14 protein-coding genes and 1 tRNA gene are annotated in these 18,724 nt (G+C 34.4%); 1 reads left to right on the top strand and 14 read right to left on the bottom strand.

From position 1 onward, the window contains the following. Positions 1–335: 335 nt before the first annotated feature. From B6C99_RS06745 to B6C99_RS06725, 5 genes are all read right to left on the bottom strand, one after another. Complete coding sequence (locus tag B6C99_RS06745) at positions 336–3,038, bottom strand: AAA domain-containing protein (protein WP_086359146.1); 2,703 nt, start codon at positions 3,036–3,038, stop codon at positions 336–338. 54 nt (positions 3,039–3,092) lie between these two features. Then, positions 3,093–3,911: a haloacid dehalogenase-like hydrolase gene (locus B6C99_RS06740; protein WP_371265830.1), complete on the bottom strand. Its 819-nt coding sequence runs from the start codon at positions 3,909–3,911 to the stop codon at positions 3,093–3,095. Positions 3,912–4,867: 956 nt separating this feature from the next. Beyond that, on the bottom strand, positions 4,868–5,746 hold the full coding sequence (locus B6C99_RS06735; RefSeq protein WP_086359144.1) for an HNH endonuclease: 879 nt from the start codon (positions 5,744–5,746) through the stop codon (positions 4,868–4,870). Between the two features lie 607 nt (positions 5,747–6,353). Continuing rightward, positions 6,354–7,091 carry a carbonic anhydrase gene (locus tag B6C99_RS06730; protein WP_086359143.1) on the bottom strand — a complete coding sequence of 246 codons (738 nt, stop codon included), beginning with the start codon at positions 7,089–7,091 and terminating at the stop codon, positions 6,354–6,356. Positions 7,092–7,319: 228 nt separating this feature from the next. Beyond that, positions 7,320–7,395: transfer RNA gene (locus B6C99_RS06725), tRNA-Asn, on the bottom strand. Between the two features lie 148 nt (positions 7,396–7,543). On the opposite strand from B6C99_RS06725, the gene B6C99_RS06720 reads away from it, so the two are divergent. Next, complete coding sequence (locus tag B6C99_RS06720) at positions 7,544–8,116, top strand: TIGR00730 family Rossman fold protein (protein ID WP_086359142.1); 573 nt, start codon at positions 7,544–7,546, stop codon at positions 8,114–8,116. Positions 8,117–8,174: 58 nt separating this feature from the next. Here B6C99_RS06720 and fruA read toward each other — a convergent pair whose 3' ends face one another. From fruA to glnG, 9 genes are all read right to left on the bottom strand, one after another. Next, entirely contained in the window at positions 8,175–9,875 is a 1,701-nt protein-coding gene (gene fruA, locus B6C99_RS06715) for a PTS fructose transporter subunit IIBC (protein WP_086359141.1), read from the bottom strand. Between the two features lie 8 nt (positions 9,876–9,883). Beyond that, complete coding sequence (gene fruK / locus B6C99_RS06710) at positions 9,884–10,819, bottom strand: 1-phosphofructokinase (RefSeq protein ID WP_086359140.1); 936 nt, start codon at positions 10,817–10,819, stop codon at positions 9,884–9,886. 2 nt (positions 10,820–10,821) lie between these two features. Beyond that, entirely contained in the window at positions 10,822–12,009 is a 1,188-nt protein-coding gene (gene fruB, locus B6C99_RS06705) for a fused PTS fructose transporter subunit IIA/HPr protein (protein ID WP_086359139.1), read from the bottom strand. A gap of 198 nt (positions 12,010–12,207) precedes the next feature. Next, on the bottom strand, positions 12,208–13,242 hold the full coding sequence (gene cra / locus B6C99_RS06700; RefSeq protein ID WP_086359138.1) for a catabolite repressor/activator: 1,035 nt from the start codon (positions 13,240–13,242) through the stop codon (positions 12,208–12,210). A 183-nt stretch (positions 13,243–13,425) separates the two neighbouring features. Next, positions 13,426–14,181 carry an ABC transporter ATP-binding protein gene (locus B6C99_RS06695; RefSeq protein ID WP_086359137.1) on the bottom strand — a complete coding sequence of 252 codons (756 nt, stop codon included), beginning with the start codon at positions 14,179–14,181 and terminating at the stop codon, positions 13,426–13,428. Then, a complete protein-coding gene (locus B6C99_RS06690; RefSeq protein WP_086359136.1) occupies positions 14,178–15,149 on the bottom strand; it encodes an iron chelate uptake ABC transporter family permease subunit in 972 nt (323 codons plus the stop codon). Before B6C99_RS06690 ends, B6C99_RS06695 begins: the two co-directional genes overlap by 4 nt. Continuing rightward, positions 15,139–16,098, bottom strand: coding sequence for an ABC transporter permease (locus B6C99_RS06685; protein ID WP_086359135.1), 960 nt, complete (start codon positions 16,096–16,098; stop codon positions 15,139–15,141). The genes B6C99_RS06690 and B6C99_RS06685 overlap by 11 nt, the downstream gene beginning before the upstream one ends. 8 nt (positions 16,099–16,106) lie before the next feature. Further along, on the bottom strand, positions 16,107–17,063 hold the full coding sequence (locus B6C99_RS06680) for a siderophore ABC transporter substrate-binding protein (protein ID WP_086359134.1): 957 nt from the start codon (positions 17,061–17,063) through the stop codon (positions 16,107–16,109). 210 nt (positions 17,064–17,273) lie between these two features. Then, positions 17,274–18,719: a nitrogen regulation protein NR(I) gene (gene glnG, locus B6C99_RS06675; protein ID WP_216819408.1), complete on the bottom strand. Its 1,446-nt coding sequence runs from the start codon at positions 18,717–18,719 to the stop codon at positions 17,274–17,276. Positions 18,720–18,724 lie beyond the last annotated feature (5 nt).

Below are 18,724 nucleotides of genomic sequence, written 5' to 3'. Positions count from 1 at the left end.
ATGACTACTTTGCAAGATATGAAGAACCTAATTGTTATTATTCTAAAGAACAACTGTGTGTAAAAAACAATATGATAAAATTAAATTTCTAACAAAAAGATTCTATACTTTATTGAATAACAAAGAAATGGTTCAATTTTTAGCTAAACATGGATAGCTATATTTAAATTAAAACTATCTCTATATAGTTTTGAAGAATATGAGAGAATACTTTTGACAAAATATTCATCGAATATCTCCTGTTCCATTTAGTGTTTTATTGAAGAGGTTCTATAAGTAATCATATAAGATGAAAAACCTCAAAAATCCATTTAAAATTGATTCGCTATTCAGTTCTAATACCCCGTAAATTTCTCTCTTTCAACCACCATACTTTGACTTAGAAACTGCTTTATTTTCTCTTCTATTTGACTTTCAATAGTTTTAAGTCGTAATAATGGCACACCAGCTTTATCAAGAATGGCATTCTTCAGCTGATCTCGTTTCCTCTGCTCTGGTTTACTGTGATCATCGCCATCAACTTCAATCACTGCTATAGGATTTTTACCTATTTTAAAATAAAGGACAAAATCACAACTAGCTTTATTATCCATATATTCAAGTTCACGTTCTGTAAAGCTGTTGTTAGTTTTTGAGACAAGCTGCTCTAAATGAACCTGTTGATGGTAATTTATGGTTTGAAAAGTGCTTTCTTCTAATATCTCACGCAGTAATTGAGCAATAATCTGTTCTGATTTATATTTTGAGTCATTTTTTCTTAACCGTGAGTTAAGTGCCTCTAACGACTTATCGTAATCTTCATAAAGTAAGTCAAAAGCCGAGATAACCGGACTTTGGTAAATATGATCATTATCCGCATAGTACTTAATATACCGAATTAAGGCAGCAATACTTTTATTATTTTCAGTAAAGATATCATTACCTGTGACAAGTATGAACTTATTTTTAGCCCTCGAAACCGCTACGTTAATTAAATGTGGATTATCAACAAAATCTAGCTTTTCTCGTTTACTCGTTTTTTTATCCAATACAGTAGAAAAGATAATATTATCACACTCTCTACCCTGAAATTTATGCGTTGTAGCTTTAACAATATCTAATGGCAAATGTTCTTGCGATAAATCAATTTGGTTATTGTAGGGCGCAATAAAACCGGTGTTTTCTTCTGTAAAATCTTGCCAACCTACTTTATTAAGAGAGTCAAGTTCTCGCAAATTCGTTAAATTTCTTGTGTGATTCCCCGGTGCGGTAACAATTAATGTGAGCGCTTGTTCTCCATTATCTTTGATCATTGGAATAAGCTGATCATTGTAAAATTGCTTATTACAAAACTGAATGATTTTCGGATGACAACGATAATGCTCTTTCAGTAAAGTGATGGGGATTTTGTCTTGAAATAAGCCAATAAAAGAGTCAAGTAGACTATATTTTTCACAATCATAATATTCATGAGGTGGTTTGATATCAAGTTTGGTAGATACATGAGGTAGCTGTTTACGATCGCCGACAATAATCACATTCTTGGCACAGCCCAAACCAAGAATACCGGGAATAATATCTTGCTGTGAAGCTTCATCAATAATTAAGTAGTCTATTAAGGCACCTTGACCCAAAGAGTTGATAATGGAATGAGTACTACTACCTATAATTGGAAAACGTTTAGTAAATTCACTAAAACGTGGTTGATAGTCTTTGTCGGTAAAGGTCGCTTTAAGGTCGATGGTTTGTGAAAGATGCGCTTTCAAATATTGCATTGAAAAACGGGTTAAATCAGCCAATAACGAGTGAAATTGATTTTGTTCAAGTCGCTCTTGATAGCGTTTAAGTAGGCTGTTTTTTTCATTCAACTGCTGATCATAATAAGCCAACTGTAAAAGATTAAAAATTGCTTGTCGCTTTTGCCAATTACTAATGAATTTTGTGCGTATTATCTTAAAATTAAGCAGAAGTTGTATGCGGTCTTTAAATGTAATTCGACGTTGATCTAGGTATTGTAAATAAGCCAATAAATCGGTAATTTTCTCTTTGGAAAACTGATATTTACTTAGTAGCTGGGCGTCCGACGATAAGTTTTCACTTTGGCTCTGTTGTAAATAGCCCTTTTCAATTGTCAATTCTTCAATTTGCGCTTGCAAGAAAGCAACTTGGTTCTGTGCTTGGAGATGTTCAACTAATGTATTTGAAAGCTCGCTTATTCTTTGTAAAGATATTGTTTGCTCTTGTTTTTCAAGACTTAGTTCTAGTTCACCGCCAAAGAAGTTTTTTCGTTTATCACTACTACCTAATTTAGCAACCAGATAATCAAGTTGATCTTTAGCTAATTTTTCATAGACATTTTCTACCGCAGAATTGTTATTGGATAAAATAGCAACCGTGCGATTATTTATCAAAATATTCGCCACAATATTTAAAATAGTTTGGGTTTTGCCGGTTCCAGGCGGGCCTTCAATAATACTGATTTGTGAAGCGAAAGCTTGTTTTACTGCTTTTAACTGACTTTCATTAATTCCAAAAGGATAAATAAAATGTTGAGGAGGCTGGCGTTTTTGGTTTGTTACACTGCAATAAGCATGAAGCACCGTATCAGGATGAGGAGTGATTTTATCCAGTTGTCGTAACACATTTTCGGCAATACCTTTATTGTGCTCATCGGCATGTTCAATACGAGCTTGCGCTACTTGCGTAAAGTAGTGAAAAATATCTTCATTTTTAAGATTGGTCTCAGATACGATCTGAATATTCTCACTAAGCATAACGTAGGGTCGGGAATTGTTAGGATAATAGACAACTGTATACTTTCGCCCATAACTTTCAGCTTTTTCAATCCAATCTATTTTCGATTTATCCTTAACAATAAGAAGATTTCCCTTTATTTGCTCAAATGGGTTCACTTGGCATTGTGATAATGGCTGAGTATATTTTTTGCCAGAAGGAAAATGGCTAGTGAGTTTGAGTTCTTGATCTTTATTATCATAGTAGAGAGACCAGTCGCTGATTTGCTTAGTTTTATTTTCGCCATTCATATAGATAGAAATCATTGCTTTCGTCCTTTTAATAGGAAATATATTCCATAAGAAGAAAATCGTTTAACCTTATTGTTTACGTTTGAACAATTGTAGTAAACCTCGTACAGTAACTTCTAGCTGGCTACCTTGCTGATAATTAGCAGGAACAACATAATTAGCTCGTTCTTCAGCAATGAGTTTTTCAACTTTTTCTTGTGTACGTTGATCCTTCCATTTTTGCTCATCAAATACCGCCAAGGAAAACCCGCCTTGGTATCTAACCATTTTCATTGATGGAATATCGGTATCACCATCACCAAAATAGATCATTCGTTCAAATGGGATATCTCGTTCTTCTAACTCAATAAATTTATTAACTTCAGTATTGTCCCAGGAATTTAAGATGCCTTTGTTAATTCGAAATAAAAATTGGGTTTTGGTTGTATAGTTTATCGCTTGAGCAGGCCAAATAGCTTGTTTTCCTTTTTGGCAATAATGATATTTACATGCATAAATTTGGCTAAATTGATGACCAATGTCTGTACCACGAATCATAGCATCTAAACCACTTGAAATAATGTAATGTTGTAGTGCTATCTCATTAACCGCCGCATATTCATTAATACGCTCAAACCAAGTATCAACACCGGGGAAGAGAGGAATAGATTTTCCATGTTTTTTTAAATTGTCTTCACTTAATTCATCAGAACCAAGTTGGTTGGCTGTTTCAGCTAAGAGTCCAAGATAAGATAGTATTTCGTCACCATCGTCTTGTTTGGCACGTTCTTTCACTTTATTCCAAAAGCTTGCTATGTCCGTAATTCCTAATGCTGGCATCAGTCCATGTTGGGCACAATCACCTTCTGCTAGCGTTCCATCGAAATCATAAATTAATGCACACTTAATCATTTATTTATCCTCATATAATGCTTTAAATTAAATAAGCACGATACATTGTTCCTATAATGTGACAATTTATTATCAATCTTATGCTCTAAACTCTTGCCACTAAAAAACTTGCTTTATAAATTATGGTTTGGTATCAAATTTAGCATTCATTAATTACCTTAACTGTTCACCTTTAAGGCGCCTAAAAGACATATTTAATTCTTATGTTTTACATTGCAATACAAAGCTGTTAAACAGTTTTGATATATGTTGTGAGATTTTAGTTCTGCAGTCAGATAGACGCAGGTAAGCTTGTTTAAACTGAATTAAAACATAAAACAGTAGTAAAGATTTATCAAGTTTATGTTGTCGCTCGTTCTTTATGATGATCACTGTAATAATATTTTTTAATTGTTTTATATTCATATTATTAACACATTTTTATGTTAAACAATGTAATTAATATACATCAATTTTGCGATACTACTTAAAAAAGTTCACCTACAAGTCAAAAAACTAGAAATATTAATTTCTAACTATGAGCTCTATCACAGATTAAAGCATTTGGCCAATTGCGTAGAATGGAGAAATATAGGATTTGAGGATTGCATATATGGAAATGAATGACAACTTTTTAGTTGCCACAAATAAGATTAAAAACAACACGTTATGTAAATTACATTTTATTAATTCCACAAAATGTGTTTTGTTCCACCATTGGCTATTAAATTGAAATATACAAAATATTTTTATTATAATTAATTCTAGAATAAATCAACGCCTGTTATCATTGCCTATTCACTGTTTAATAGCATTCTTTTACATCTTTTAAAAACACCTGAAGATAAATACTATTGTTGTGTGTATGTCAACTTTAGCACCATAGACAACAATTCATCTTAATTAGATGGTTAAAAGCGATAAAAAAGTTATTAATATAAAAAATATCAATCTAGATCGTTAAACCTTTAGTTCTAATAGATTCTTTTAAACAGAACTGATTTTTGATTTTCAACTATACCCTTTAATTCTTGTGGACTTAGCCAAGGTTTTCTACGATGAATCATTTTATGACAATTTGCACATATAATAATTAAATCTGATAATTTAGTTTTTACATTACCTGACTCTGATAATGGATTTATGTGATGGCATTCAGCAAAACCTTGTCCAAGTTCTTCACCATAAAAATCAGCAAAATCAAATCCGCAAATTTCACATTTTAAACATTTTTGGCTTGTTAAAACTTTTTGTTTTTTTAATTTAACAATTTTTCTATTACGTTCGAGATATTTATGATTTTCGATAAACTTAACATACCCTTCATTAACTGAAAAATCTTTAAGTTCATTTGGATCTATATCTAAACCAAAATCATCAATCTTCGTGAAATTAATGATTTTATTGTTGCCCACAAAACAAACATCACCTCCTGATTTAATTGATTTTAAAGTTGCTTCAATTAATTCAGAACCAAACTCTTCCATATTAAATAATACATTAGTTACTTGTTCTTTAATTTTAAAATTAAATCGGTGTCGATACTCATTATCTTGCCAAACAATAGAACTATCTTGATAATAACCTTTAGTTATTTCTCCGATTACTATTTCAGAAACAATACCTTTAAATTGTTGAGGATCTTTTAAAAATTTAGGGAACCCTTTTGGTACATCACCATTTATTGACTGCCATTTTAATTGTTGAACAAAAATAATTTGATCGCCAACCTGTATGTTATCTATTTTAGATTGGCTTGTGATTTTTTTTAAACCCCAAATTCCTTTTTGTTTACCAATGCTATAATTTACTTGTGCTTTTGCTCCAGCGACATATACGACCCAATAACGCATATTTTATCCCTTATCAATTAATTAATAATTTAAAGTTTTCAATAATTATCTTAATAGCTTACCAGATATGATTACTATTTCTCCTTTTATATAGATTAGAAGATTAATGATCATTTTCTTCAGTTGAAATTTCAAAATGGACTAGATTAAAAAATCATGAGTAATATTAATTTATATTTAACCATAATTAAGGTTATTTATTAATAATTCATGTAATTTGTTATTGCAAAAAGTATGATGGGAAAGCTTTATTGATACATTACGCACTGAAAATAAAGGAATACTTTCATCTGAGCTATATCTATAATCGGATTTTACTCTTCAACACAAGGAAAAGACAGAAGATCATTGGCAACAAATCTGTACCAATATTAACAGTATAGTTGTGCAATATATAGAAACAGACCGATTCATTTGTTGATAGCAGTTCTATCGCTTATCTAATAAAAAGATAGAATTTTACAATAGATTAAATATGATTGATAACTAAAATAATTACCAATCAGGGTGTAATTATTATGAATAAATTTATTTACTATTTTTGAAAAATACTAATATCAAATTGGCTTTATAATAAACATCAATAAAGCCAATTAAAAATCATTTATTAATCAACAATAACTCTTCCATTTGATGGCTGTACTGGGCGGTTGTTGTTGTGATGCATGATTGAATGGAATTTTTCAATTTGTTGTTGTGAGACAGTTACAGGTTGTTCTAACACAATCCATCTTACACCTTCAGTACACGGTGGTGTTGTTAATGATCCACTAAAGCGATAATAATCGAGTGTTTTAGGAAATAATGCACTGATATCAACAGTTTTGTCTAAAGTTGCTTTGTTATCCAATTCTGTTGGCATTTGCTGCCAAGCCTTCGCAATTTCAGAATTCGCTTCGCCATTATTAAACATTAAGGCGACGACGGTAAGCTCACCAGTTTTATTTTTGTAAACAAAGTGGGCTTCCATTGGATAACTTTTACCTTTAATGGTATTTTCACTTGGGCTATGAAAATGGAATTGTTGTAACGTAAAGCTTTGCTCATCTAATATTAACTGATTATTACCAGTCACGTTAACCTGAATAGTATGTCCGTTATTAATAATTTCTTGTTTACTTGGTTTGAATGAGAACTTTAAATTTTCATGCTCTGTCTTTAATACATGATCGATATTGATCGGTGACTGATTTTTACCATTCTCACAGGTAGAATACTCTGGTGATAATTTACCCCAGTTTTCTGGTTTTTCTTGACCTTCATATCCCCAATGAGATGAATGTTCTGAAGCGGCACAAGATAAGCTAGTTGCCATTAATACTGCAATTACTACGTTATGTTTCATGTTGATTTCACACTTTGGTATTAATTGGAGGGAAGCTGAATTATACTCTGCAAGAATAAGGCTTTCCAGCTAAAACACGCCTTATAAAAAATAATTATATATCGCTGTTCAAACATCGCTAAACGGCGAATTAATAATGTTTATGCAGATAAAAGTGATCTTGAAGTATCTATTGAAAGGTTGATATAAAAAAACCTGCTATATAAGCAGGTTCTTAAAAACTGAAATTGGCTCCTCCAACAGGACTTGAACCTGTGACATACGGATTAACAGTCCGCCGTTCTACCGACTGAACTATGGAGGAACATTTAACGAACAAGATATTAACCATCTATGACGATTCTGTCAATCTCTAAAACACTAATTAGGTTTAACTGCTCAGCTTGTAAGCAAATCGAGGGAAAGCTATGCTAAAATAGCGAGAAAATAGCATAACCAGTAGAGTAAAATTGATGAAGAAAAATATTTGTGTGTTTTGTGGGGCGAGTGAAGGTAATCGTCCAGAATATCGTATGGCAGCAGAGCAATTAGGTATGATTATTGCCAAACATAATAGACGATTAATCTATGGTGGAGGTAATAAAGGACTAATGGGTGTTATTGCTAATGCCGTTCTCACTCATGGTGGTGAAGTTATTGGCATTATTCCTGAGCGGTTAGTTAAAGCTGAAACTGCACACCATGGTATTACGCGTTTGGAAGTTGTTGAAAATATGCATCAACGCAAAGCAAGATTAACTGAGCTAGCTGATGGTTTTATTGCTATGCCTGGAGGCACAGGAACATTAGAAGAGCTGTTTGAGGTATGGACAGGCATGCAAATTGGTTATCATGAAAAACCAGTTGCCTTATTTAATAGTCAATTTTGGCAACCAATGCTCAATTTTTTAGAACACGCAGTACAAGAAGGCTTTATCCGAGACAGTTTTTATCGAACATTGATCGTCGCAGATGTTGCTGATGAAATGTTAGAGAAGATGGATAATTTTATCCCAAAAGATTTACAACGTTGGGTAAAAAAATAGATTAAGACAAGAATAAAAAAACGCCATCAGATGATGGCGCTTTTAGTTGCATAATGTATTATGCGCTAACTAATTCAGAAGTTTGTGCTTCAGGTTTTTTAATCAATGCGTAAGCGACACCCGCAATCACCGAACCAACAACAATTGATAGTAAATAACCACCAACTGGTTTAACTACGCCAGGGATTGCTAAAGCGAATAGACCACCATGTGGAGTCATAAGCTCAGAACCAAATGCTAATGATAGACCACCAGTTATTGCCCCACCAATAATACAACAAGGAATAACACGTAATGGATCACGAGCAGCGAAAGGAATTGCCCCTTCAGAGATAAAACATAAGCCTAATACTAATGAAGCTTTGCCACTTTCTTGTTCTGCTTTAGCAAATTTTTTGCGAGCGATTAAGGTTGCTAATCCCATTGCTAAAGGTGGAACCATACCACCAGCCATAACCGCTGCCATTGGTGCATATACTTGAGCCGAAATTAAGCCTGTACCAAACGCATAAGCAACTTTATTGATTGGTCCGCCCATATCAGTACACATCATACCACCTAAAACTGCACCTAACAGAATAGCGTTGGCTGTTCCCATTGATTTCAACCATTCAGTTAAAGCTTCCATTAGCCATGCTATCGGTGTACCAACAATAAACTGCATAACTAAACCTGTAGCTAATGTAGCAAGTAATGGTACAATAAGAATTGGTTTTAATGCTTCAAGTGTTTTTGGTAATGGTAAATACTTAGTGATTAACATTGCTAAGTAACCTGCAAAATAACCAATGATTATACCACCTAAAAAGCCCGCACCAGTAGAGACAGCAAGCAAACCACCAACAAGCCCAGGGGCTAAACCAGGTCTATCAGCAATAGAATAAGCAATATAACCAGCAAGTAAAGGTACCATGAGTGAGAATGCTAGCCCACCGATTTGTGCTAAATGAGATTCACCTACCAGTTTTTGTACGCCATCAACCATTTCAAATGAACCAAAAGCAAATGATAAAGCAATGATTAATCCACCAGCAACAACCATTGGTAACATGTAAGATACACCAGTTAATAGATGCTGATAGACACCTTTCTTCTCGTTACTTGATTTTGTTGTTGAAGCAGAACTAGTTGGTTGATAAATTGTAGCTTCTTCAAAAGCTCTATCTAATTCTTGTGCAGTTTTTTTAAGAGCTGGACCGGTTTTAGTTCGGTACATCTTTTTACCTGCAAACTTACTTAAATCAACATCAATATCACATGCTACAATCACTAGATCAGCTGAAGCCACCTCTTCTGGAGTTAATTCATTACCAACACCAACCGAACCACGCGTTTCAACTTTACACCACCAGCCACGTTTTTTCGCTTCTTCTTCAATCGCCTCAGCAGCCATAAATGTGTGAGCAACACCAGTTGGACAAGCTGTTACCGCAACAATACGTTTTTGTCCGTTGTTTGCTGCTGATACAGATGCAGAACTAGCAGATTGTTCATAGACAGTTGCTTTAAGTTTTGCATCATTTAAGATTTTTTTAGGATCAGCAAAAATTTCATTAAGATCACTTACCACATAAACTTTTTTGCCAATCACTGAGTTATCGCTGATATTACCATCACCAACCGAAATAATCGTATCGGCTAATGTCGCATTATCAACAACTTTGAAATTTAATGAATTAGCAGCTAATGCTAATTCCGCTTTAGCTAAACGGCCATTAACTGGGCCTGAATTGCTACCTTCTACAATATATATATTCATGAATACTCCTATCCCGCGATTATTTCAATTTTTTCTGACATGTCTATAACCGCTTGACGGTCTGACACACCTACACCAGCTTGTCCAACTGATAAAGCGGCAACACTTGATGCAAATACTAAGGTGTCTTTAATTGATTGATTCGTTATTAAACCATACATTAATCCACCAACCATTGAATCACCAGCACCAACAGTGCTTACCACCTTACATTTAGGTGGTTTGGCTAACCATGCTTCATTTTTAGTTACCCATAAAGCACCTTGACTTCCTAGTGAAATGACTACGTTTTCTACACCGCCATCGATAAGTTCCATAGCAGCAGTTTTGATTTCTGATAATGTAGTTAGTTTTCTACCAACCCACATTTCAAGTTCTTTATCATTTGGTTTAATTAACCATGGATTAGCTTTCAACCCAGCAACTAAAGCATCACGGCTACTGTCAAACACAACTTTAGGACAAATTGCTTTTACTTGTTTCATCCACTCTGTGAATTTTTCAAGAGATACACCTGCAGGTAAACTGCCACTAATGGCAACCATATCAATCTCTTTCAACCATTCCAATGAAGTCGTCACAAATGTTTGCCAATCTTGCTCGCTAATAGTAAAACCAGAAAAATTAAGATCAGTAACTTCACTGTTTTCTTCGGTTAATTTAACATTAATACGAGTACGGCCTTCGACTGTTTGGAATTTATCAGTAACATTTAATGACTCAAACAGTAAATTGAAACCATCACGATTCTCTTTACCTAAAAAACCACCTACAGTTAATTTAATACCTAAATCAGATAAAACTTTAGCAACATTGATACCTTTACCGGCTGGCAATAAAGCATTAGTTTGCACTAAATTAACATCCCCTAACTCAACTTTAGGGCAAAAACCTAATAGATCATAAGCGGGATTTAAAGTGATAGTTGCAACACGATAAGTCATGATTAAGCACCCTCACCTAAGCCGCTTTCAATAGCTTTACCGATTGCATCTAATACTTGTTCAGCATCATCACCAACTGCTGTGAATTGTAAACGACTGCCTTTTTTTGCACCTAATGCAACAATCTTCATTAAACTGGTTGCACTAACTGGTTCATTTTTACCATCGAGATTAGCAACAGTCACTTTACTATTGAACTCTTTTACTAATTTAACTAGTACCGATGATGGGCGAGTATGCAATCCATTTTCATTTGGAATAACAAATACTCGACTTAACTCTTCACCATTATTAGATGTTACGCTACCATTGGCAGTTTCTGATTTTTCAGATGATACTGACTGAGTTCCAGATAAAAGTAAGTTATTAAAGTCATCACCATTTGCTATAATTAATTGAGCTAATTTTTGGTTATAAGCTAACGCTGCAATATTATTGGCGATAGTTGCCACGCTATCATCAACAGCAGAAATAGTAATAAGAAGCTTAGCTGGTTTACCATCTTGATTAAAATCATTCACCGTACGGCTGATTGCAATCGCATTTTTTAAGTTACCTTCACGGCTATCATTTAACCATACGCCATCACCTAAATAATTCGGTGTATTATCAAGGACGTTAGTAATAAAGCTAGCATTAACCGCACCTTGTTGTTTTAAACGTGAAGCATTTAAAGCTTGTAATGTTGCTAAGCTATCAGCTTGAATATCTAGTAATAATGAGGATTTATTAATTTCAAATTGGCTATCTTCTACACTTTCTTTACCTGTTAAGATAGCAAGAGCTTCATCCGCTGATTGAATATTCTTAATTCTATCTTCAACACCATCAGCGCCTAAAACATGTGTTAATTGACGTAGTAATTCTAAATGTTCATCGGAACTTGCCGCAATACCGATGGCAAGATAGGCTTTTTCACCGTCATCACCCCATTCTACACCTTCTGGGAAACAGAAAACTTGAACACCTGTTTTCTTCACCAAATGGCGAGTTTTGGGTGTGCCATGAGGTATAGCAATGCCAATACCTAAATAAGTTGCTGCTTGACCTTCACGTTCAAGCATACCATCAACATATCCTTCTTCGACAAAATCAGCATTGGTTAATGCAGCTGCAATCTTTTTAATTGCATCAGTTTTGTTGATTGCTTGTTCATTTAAATGAATATCTTCTTTGACTAAATGAAACATATAATAAATACCTCTTGGTTTTAATGTTGGGTCTACTACAAACAATTCAGTAATCCCATAAACCTTATTGAATCATATTGAATCGTTTCAGCAATAATGAATATAAATTTAATAATTATCAAATAAATTATACCAATAAATTCCTAAATTGTGATCTAGATCATTTTTTTACGATAAATCATTTTATTTCTATAATAACTACAATAACTTTTCAGCAGAATTATCTCGACTTAGACAACCTCGATAAATTAAGCGCCGAGGAATAACTGTTGTTCCAGATTGATAATCTTTATTATGTAAACTATCTAATAATAATTTAATGGTTACTTCTGATATTGTTTTATGATCTTGAGATAATGCAATCATTTTGCAAGGTAAAAAATCAAGTAATTCGTTGTCACCAAAAGTGGCAATAGTGAGATTATCAGGTAGATGTCCATACTTTTTTAAAATTGCATCAATTGTGCCTTGTAATAAAGAAAAAGAGGTTGAAAAAATACCGTTTGGTAATTCATTATTCATCAACCATTGGCTAAAAGTAATTTCGGCATCGCGACGACTATAATTATTTGCACATAAAAAATCAACTTTATTACCATTATTTTTGTTTAATGCAATTTCTTTGAAACCTTGCATACGCAGTTGGCTAACGGATAAATTGGGTAAGGCACCAATATAAACAATTTTGCCATTTACAAACTGGCTAAATGCTTTAGCTAACATCTTAGAGTCTTCTTTATCAGCACCAATAATATTTCTAAATTCATAAGTTGACAGAGTTCTATCTAAAGCAAATAAAGGAATATCATAATTTTGCCAATCATTATAAAAAGCGTAATCTGATTCAGCAATAAATGAAGATGAAATAATCAATGCATCCACACGACGTTGTTTTAAATGTTTAACACACTCTTTTTCAATTTCAGGATTGTCTTCCGAACAAGAAAGTAATAATTGATATCCCTCTTTTCTGACTAATTGTTCAATATAGTTTGCAATTCGGGTATAACTTATATTTTCAAAGTCAGGAATGATAATACCAATTGTCCGTGTTTTACCTGCTCTAAGTCCTGCTGCTACTGCATTAGGTTGATAATTGTATTCATTTACTATTGCCATGACCTTTCTAATAGTATCATCACTGACTCGATATTGTTTGGCTTTTCCGTTTATCACATAACTAGCTGTTGTCCTTGATACACCAGCTAACATAGCAATCTGTTCTAATTTCATAAATATATCTCAACGCAAAAATTGCTAGTTATTTAACCTGAACATACATTAAATGTAAACAAAAGTTATAATTTTCACTCAACGGCATTTTATCACCATATAACTTAAAAATTTATAAGCAAAGAAATATAACAAAAAGGATCTAACTATTGTCTAAATCATTTCTGTTAAAAGAATTAGATACTAATAATAAATAGCAATTTTTTGATTATAAATATTTTCTATTTTCACTGGGGTATCAAAAATTTCCTCTAAAATGGTTGAATTCATAATTTGTTTAGGGCTACCTTGATAAACAAGTTGACCATCTTTCATCGCTAAAATATAGTCAGAATAAACAGAAGCAAAATTAATATCATGAATAACAATAACGATGGTTTTACCAAGCTCATCAGCTGCTCGTCGCAACTGTTTCATCATGGCGACCGCGTGTTTCATATCGAGGTTATTTAATGGCTCATCAAGTAATACATAATCAGTATCTTGACATAGCACCATGGCAACATAAGCTCGTTGTCGTTGTCCACCAGAAAGCTCATCTAAAAAGCGATCTTTATATTCTGTAAGATTTAAGAATTCGAGTGCTCGATGAATATGCGCTAAATCGTCTTGATTTAATCGCCCTTTTGAATAGGGATAACGGCCAAAACCGACCAGTTCAAAAACAGTTAATCGGCTAGTAAAACGGTTCTCTTGTCTTAATACTGATAAGTAGGTAGCCAGTTTGTCACTCGGGGTATTAACCACATCCATATTCTGAATTTTTACTTGTCCTTCATCAGCCAATAATAGACGACTAATAATTGATAATAATGTCGATTTACCAGCACCATTTGGACCGATGATGGCGGTAACACCACCTTGGGATATGGTCGCATTCACATTTTTTAAAACCGGTATGGTTTGATATTTTTTACTAACATTATCAATTTCTATCACATCGGTACCTTTTTCAAAATTAAGAAGATGAACAATGAACCACCAATAAACTCAATGACAATGGATAGTGCGCCGACCATATTTAAAACATGCTCTAAAAACATCTGTCCACCGACCAGAAATATAACCCCTAACAAAAATGCTGTTGGCAATAAAAAACGATGTTGGCTTGATCCACTAATACTATAAGCTAAATTGGCAATAAGTAGGCCTAAAAACGTAAAAGGACCTACTAATGTGGTCGATATTGAAACTAACACTGAGACCAACAATAAAATAATGGTGACACTTTTTTGATAGTCGATACCAAGATTTATTGCATTATCCCGCCCTAAGGCTAATACGTCGAACCGGAACCGCATTCGCCATAAAAATAGACCAATTGTGGTGGCGATAACTAATGAAAAGACAATCAATACCGGTTCAGCGCGAGTAAAAGTTGCAAATATTCGGCTTTGCAAAACTGCGAATTCCGTTGGCGTCATTAATCGTTGTAACAAATTAGAAAAGCTACGGAACAGTGTCCCTAAAATAATACCGATTAATAAAACTAAGTGCAGATTCTGTTTAAGTTTGGTAAATAATCCTCGATACAGAAATAGAGAAAATAAAATCAATAGTAATGACTCAAAGATGAATTTACCGACAATGCCAATATAAGGAATACCTTGTGCATCAATAAAAAATATCACTACAGTTTGAATCAATACAAACAACGACTCAAACCCCATTATTGAAGGCGTTAAAATTCGATTATTGGTAACGGTTTGGAAAAGCAATGTCGAAGTTGCCGCGGAAAAGGCGACTAAAATCATGGTTAACACGATCCAAGCACGATGTGTCAAAATGTAACTAATATTACCTTTCAAATTAAATGTCATAAAAAAAACAACACAAAAAGTGGCAATAGCCAGTAAAAGTAGTACAGTTTTTCGATTAGAAATATGGCGTTTTTGATTAACTCGCATGGCGTTTTTTACTCAACAACACTAAAAAAATAACAGCCCCAACTACACCAAGAATAACACTGACAGGAATTTCGAATGGATAACGAATCACTCGTCCAATGATGTCGCATAACAAAACAAGTCCACTACCAAATAAACAGATCCAAGGAATAGTTTTGCGAACATTATCGCCAAATAATAAACTAACAATATTGGGAACAATTAATCCTAAAAATGGTAAGACGCCAACAACCACAACCACTATCCCACCTATCAACGCAATCACCACCAGACCGGTTAACATTACTCGATTATAATTAAGTCCAACATTGACAGAGAAATCTCGCCCTAAACCAGCAACCGTAAAGCGATCAGCACTCCAACAAGCAAGTAAGGTTATAGCACCGACTAACCATAATAATTCATAGCGACCTTGCAAAATACCTGAAAAGTCACCCGATTCCCAACCTCCGAGTGATTGCAATAAATCAAAATACATGGCAAAAAAAGTACAAATTGCACTAATTACTGCGCCAAGCATAATCCCAATAAGGGGCACCATCAACGCAGATTTAAAGATTATTTTTCGCGAGATGAACATAAATAGCATCGTACCAGCCATGGCAAATAAGCTAGCTACCACCATTTTCATCATCACACTTGTACCCGGCGCCAGTACCATCATCACTAATAAGCCAAGGCTAGCTGATTGAGTAGTACCAACTAATGAGGGTTCCACGAATCGATTTTGGGTAAGTAGTTGCATAATTAAGCCAGCCACGCTCATTGCGCTACCGGCTAATAGCAATGCCACCGTTCTTGGTACTCGGCTAACAAAAAATATTTGTAGCATATTACTGTCAGACCATAAATCGGCTAACGTGACATGCCCAGCACCAATAAATAGGCTTAATGCAGACATTGCGAATAAAACAACAATGCCAGCAATAAAGTATACCGTTTTAAACATGGTTTAGATTAATTAGCTGATGTTTTTTGTAATACATCACTTATTTGATCCATCAAACGACTATAAGTTTGAATACCGCCTGAGATATACATAGAAGTAGAATCTAAATACACGATGTGGTTTTGTTGCCATGCATCGGTCTTTTGAATCAATTCATTATCTAAAACTTGTTGTGCCGATTGCGCTTCTTTATTGCCAATTGCGTTATCTCTATCAAGTACAAATAACCATTGTGGATTAACGCTTAACACAAATTCAGAAGTAACAGCATTACCATGACGACCCGCTTCTTGAAATGTTGCTGCAGGTTTAAATCCTAACACATCAAAAATAAAGCCAAAACGTGATTTAGGGCCATAAGCTGACATTTTACCGCCATTAACCATAATCACTAAAGCGGTTCCCGCAGTGCTGGTTTTTGATTTTAAGCCTTCAATTTTTTTATTAAAATCATCAATTAATTTTTTTGCCTCTGCTTGTTTAGCAAAAATAGTACCTAATTGTTCCGTACGCTCGGTTAAGCTAGCCACAAAATTATTAGGATCAATATCAAGCGAAATTGTCGGTGCAATATCACTCAATTTTTTATAGACATCATTGGCGCGCCCACCGGCAATAATGACATCCGGTTGTAATGAACTTAATACTTCATAATTTGGTTCAAATAAAGTACCAACATTGGTATAAGTTTTATCAGCATATTTAGATAAAAACTCGGGGAAATGTACATCAGATTGGGGAACCGCGGTAACAGGAATATTTAATGCATCAATAATATCAAGTGTTGCAGTATTAAATACCACCACTTTTTTCGGATTCTCAGGAACGTCGGTTTTACCTTGAGAATGTTCGATTGTTATTGATGTTTTATTAGCGGCAGGTGCTTCTTTTTTATCATCACAACCAACCAAGGCAAATAAAGCGGTCAGTAATACTAAAAATTTAACTTTAATAGATGAAAACATTGTAACTCCTAATTATTAGCTTAGTTCAAAAGCGCGTAAATGATAAATAGAATAATTATCATTTGCACTGAATTGTAACTAAAAATAAATAAGTGTTCAATGAGCTTTGGTAAACTTTGATAAACAAAAAAATCAATAATAAATAAGCTGATAAAAGTATCAGCTAATAAGGTTAAATTTATGGCTAATTATTGAGCTATTTTCTGTCAATTAATGCCCGTTTTTAGGTACGTCAGCTAACTCTTTAAGCTTTCTAGTTAAAGTGTTTCGCCCCCAACCTAACAGGTTAGCCGCATCTTGTTTATGACCACGGGTAAAACTAAGTGCACATTTCAATAAAATCCGTTCAACATCAGTAACAGTTTGTGTCAATATACCCGTTTGACCGGCTAATAGTGCTTGCTTAGCCCACTGTTCTAACATCACTTTCCAATCGGTTTCAGGTAATATATGAGAATTGGTACTTATATCATAATTAACCTCTGTAGCAGGTGCTGATGACTGTAATAGCTCAGGAGGCAAATCTTGAACAAAAATTTCACTGTTTGACGACATCACGGTGACCCAACGGCAGACATTTTCCAATTGTCTAACATTGCCCGGCCAATTAAACATACATAACAGATTAAGTGCATCAGGACTTAGCACTTTACTCTCCACACCTAACTCTTTCGCTGTTGTACGTAAAAAATGTTCCGCCAGTTTGGGAATATCTTGTGCTCTATCTCGTAGTGGCGGTAATAAAATGCGAATAACATTTAAGCGATGGAATAAATCTTCTCTAAATTTACCCTCTCTTACTCTTGCTTGAAGATCCTGATGAGTAGCGGCAATAATACGCACATCAACCTTAACCGGTGAATATCCACCAATACGATAAAATTGGCCGTCAGCAAGCACTCTTAATAATCGCGTCTGCACATCTAACGGCATATCACCAATTTCATCTAAAAACAGGGTTCCACCATTGGCTTGTTCAAAACGACCGTGCCTGATTTGGGCGGCACCGGTAAATGCACCTTTTTCATGACCAAACAATTCAGATTCAATTAAATCCTTAGGTATAGCAGCCATATTGAGTGCAATAAAGGGGGAGTGTGAACGTGGACTATGAGTATGCAGTGCTTTGGCCACTAACTCCTTACCTGTTCCGGATTCACCATTAATTAACACACTAATAGAGGATTTGGAAAGTCGGCCGATAATACGAAATACTTCCTGCATTGAAGGGGCTTCACCAATAATACCCGTAGAGGCTTTATTACTAGAAGGATTACTCGGTTTATTGCTTTGATTGTGTGAAATAGCCCGTTCGACTAGTTGAATGACCTCATCGACATCAAAAGGCTTAGGAATATAATCATAAGCCCCTTTTTGATAAGCATTCACCGCCGCATCAAGGTCCGAATGAGCCGTCATAATAATCACTGGCAAATTGGGCATTTGTTCTTTGATATAATTAAGTAAAGATAACCCATCGATCCCCGGCATTTTAATGTCGGATAATATTACGGCAGGTTTTTGCGGATGATTAACTAAAGCATCAATCACTTCTTGACCACTTGAAAAGCTGATGCAATTAAAATGCGCATTGGTAAGTGCTTTTTCTAGCACCCATCTAATCGAACTATCATCATCAACAATCCAAACATTCATTTTAA

The sequence above is a fragment of the Gilliamella sp. N-G2 genome (assembly GCF_002142215.1).
GTDB lineage: Bacteria > Pseudomonadota > Gammaproteobacteria > Enterobacterales > Orbaceae > Gilliamella.
The sequence above is the reverse complement of the archived record's forward strand: the minus strand, read 5'-3'. Positions and strand labels throughout refer to the sequence as shown.

Excerpts from the sequence above, each read along its gene's own strand:
- fruK (WP_086359140.1), bottom strand. The coding sequence starts at position 10,819 with ATGACTTATCGTGTTGCAACTATCACTTTAAATCCCGCTTATGATCTA.
- B6C99_RS06685 (WP_086359135.1), bottom strand. The coding sequence starts at position 16,098 with ATGTTTAAAACGGTATACTTTATTGCTGGCATTGTTGTTTTATTCGCA.
- B6C99_RS06690 (WP_086359136.1), bottom strand. The coding sequence starts at position 15,149 with ATGCGAGTTAATCAAAAACGCCATATTTCTAATCGAAAAACTGTACTA.
- B6C99_RS06745 (WP_086359146.1), bottom strand. The coding sequence starts at position 3,038 with ATGATTTCTATCTATATGAATGGCGAAAATAAAACTAAGCAAATCAGC.
- fruB (WP_086359139.1), bottom strand. The coding sequence starts at position 12,009 with ATGTTTCATTTAGTCAAAGAAGATATTCATTTAAATGAACAAGCAATC.
- cra (WP_086359138.1), bottom strand. The coding sequence starts at position 13,242 with ATGAAATTAGAACAGATTGCTATGTTAGCTGGTGTATCAAGGACAACA.
- fruA (WP_086359141.1), bottom strand. The coding sequence starts at position 9,875 with ATGAATATATATATTGTAGAAGGTAGCAATTCAGGCCCAGTTAATGGC.
- B6C99_RS06735 (WP_086359144.1), bottom strand. The coding sequence starts at position 5,746 with ATGCGTTATTGGGTCGTATATGTCGCTGGAGCAAAAGCACAAGTAAAT.
- B6C99_RS06730 (WP_086359143.1), bottom strand. The coding sequence starts at position 7,091 with ATGAAACATAACGTAGTAATTGCAGTATTAATGGCAACTAGCTTATCT.
- B6C99_RS06680 (WP_086359134.1), bottom strand. The coding sequence starts at position 17,063 with ATGTTTTCATCTATTAAAGTTAAATTTTTAGTATTACTGACCGCTTTA.
- glnG (WP_216819408.1), bottom strand. The coding sequence starts at position 18,719 with ATGAATGTTTGGATTGTTGATGATGATAGTTCGATTAGATGGGTGCTA.
- B6C99_RS06720 (WP_086359142.1), top strand. The coding sequence starts at position 7,544 with ATGAAGAAAAATATTTGTGTGTTTTGTGGGGCGAGTGAAGGTAATCGT.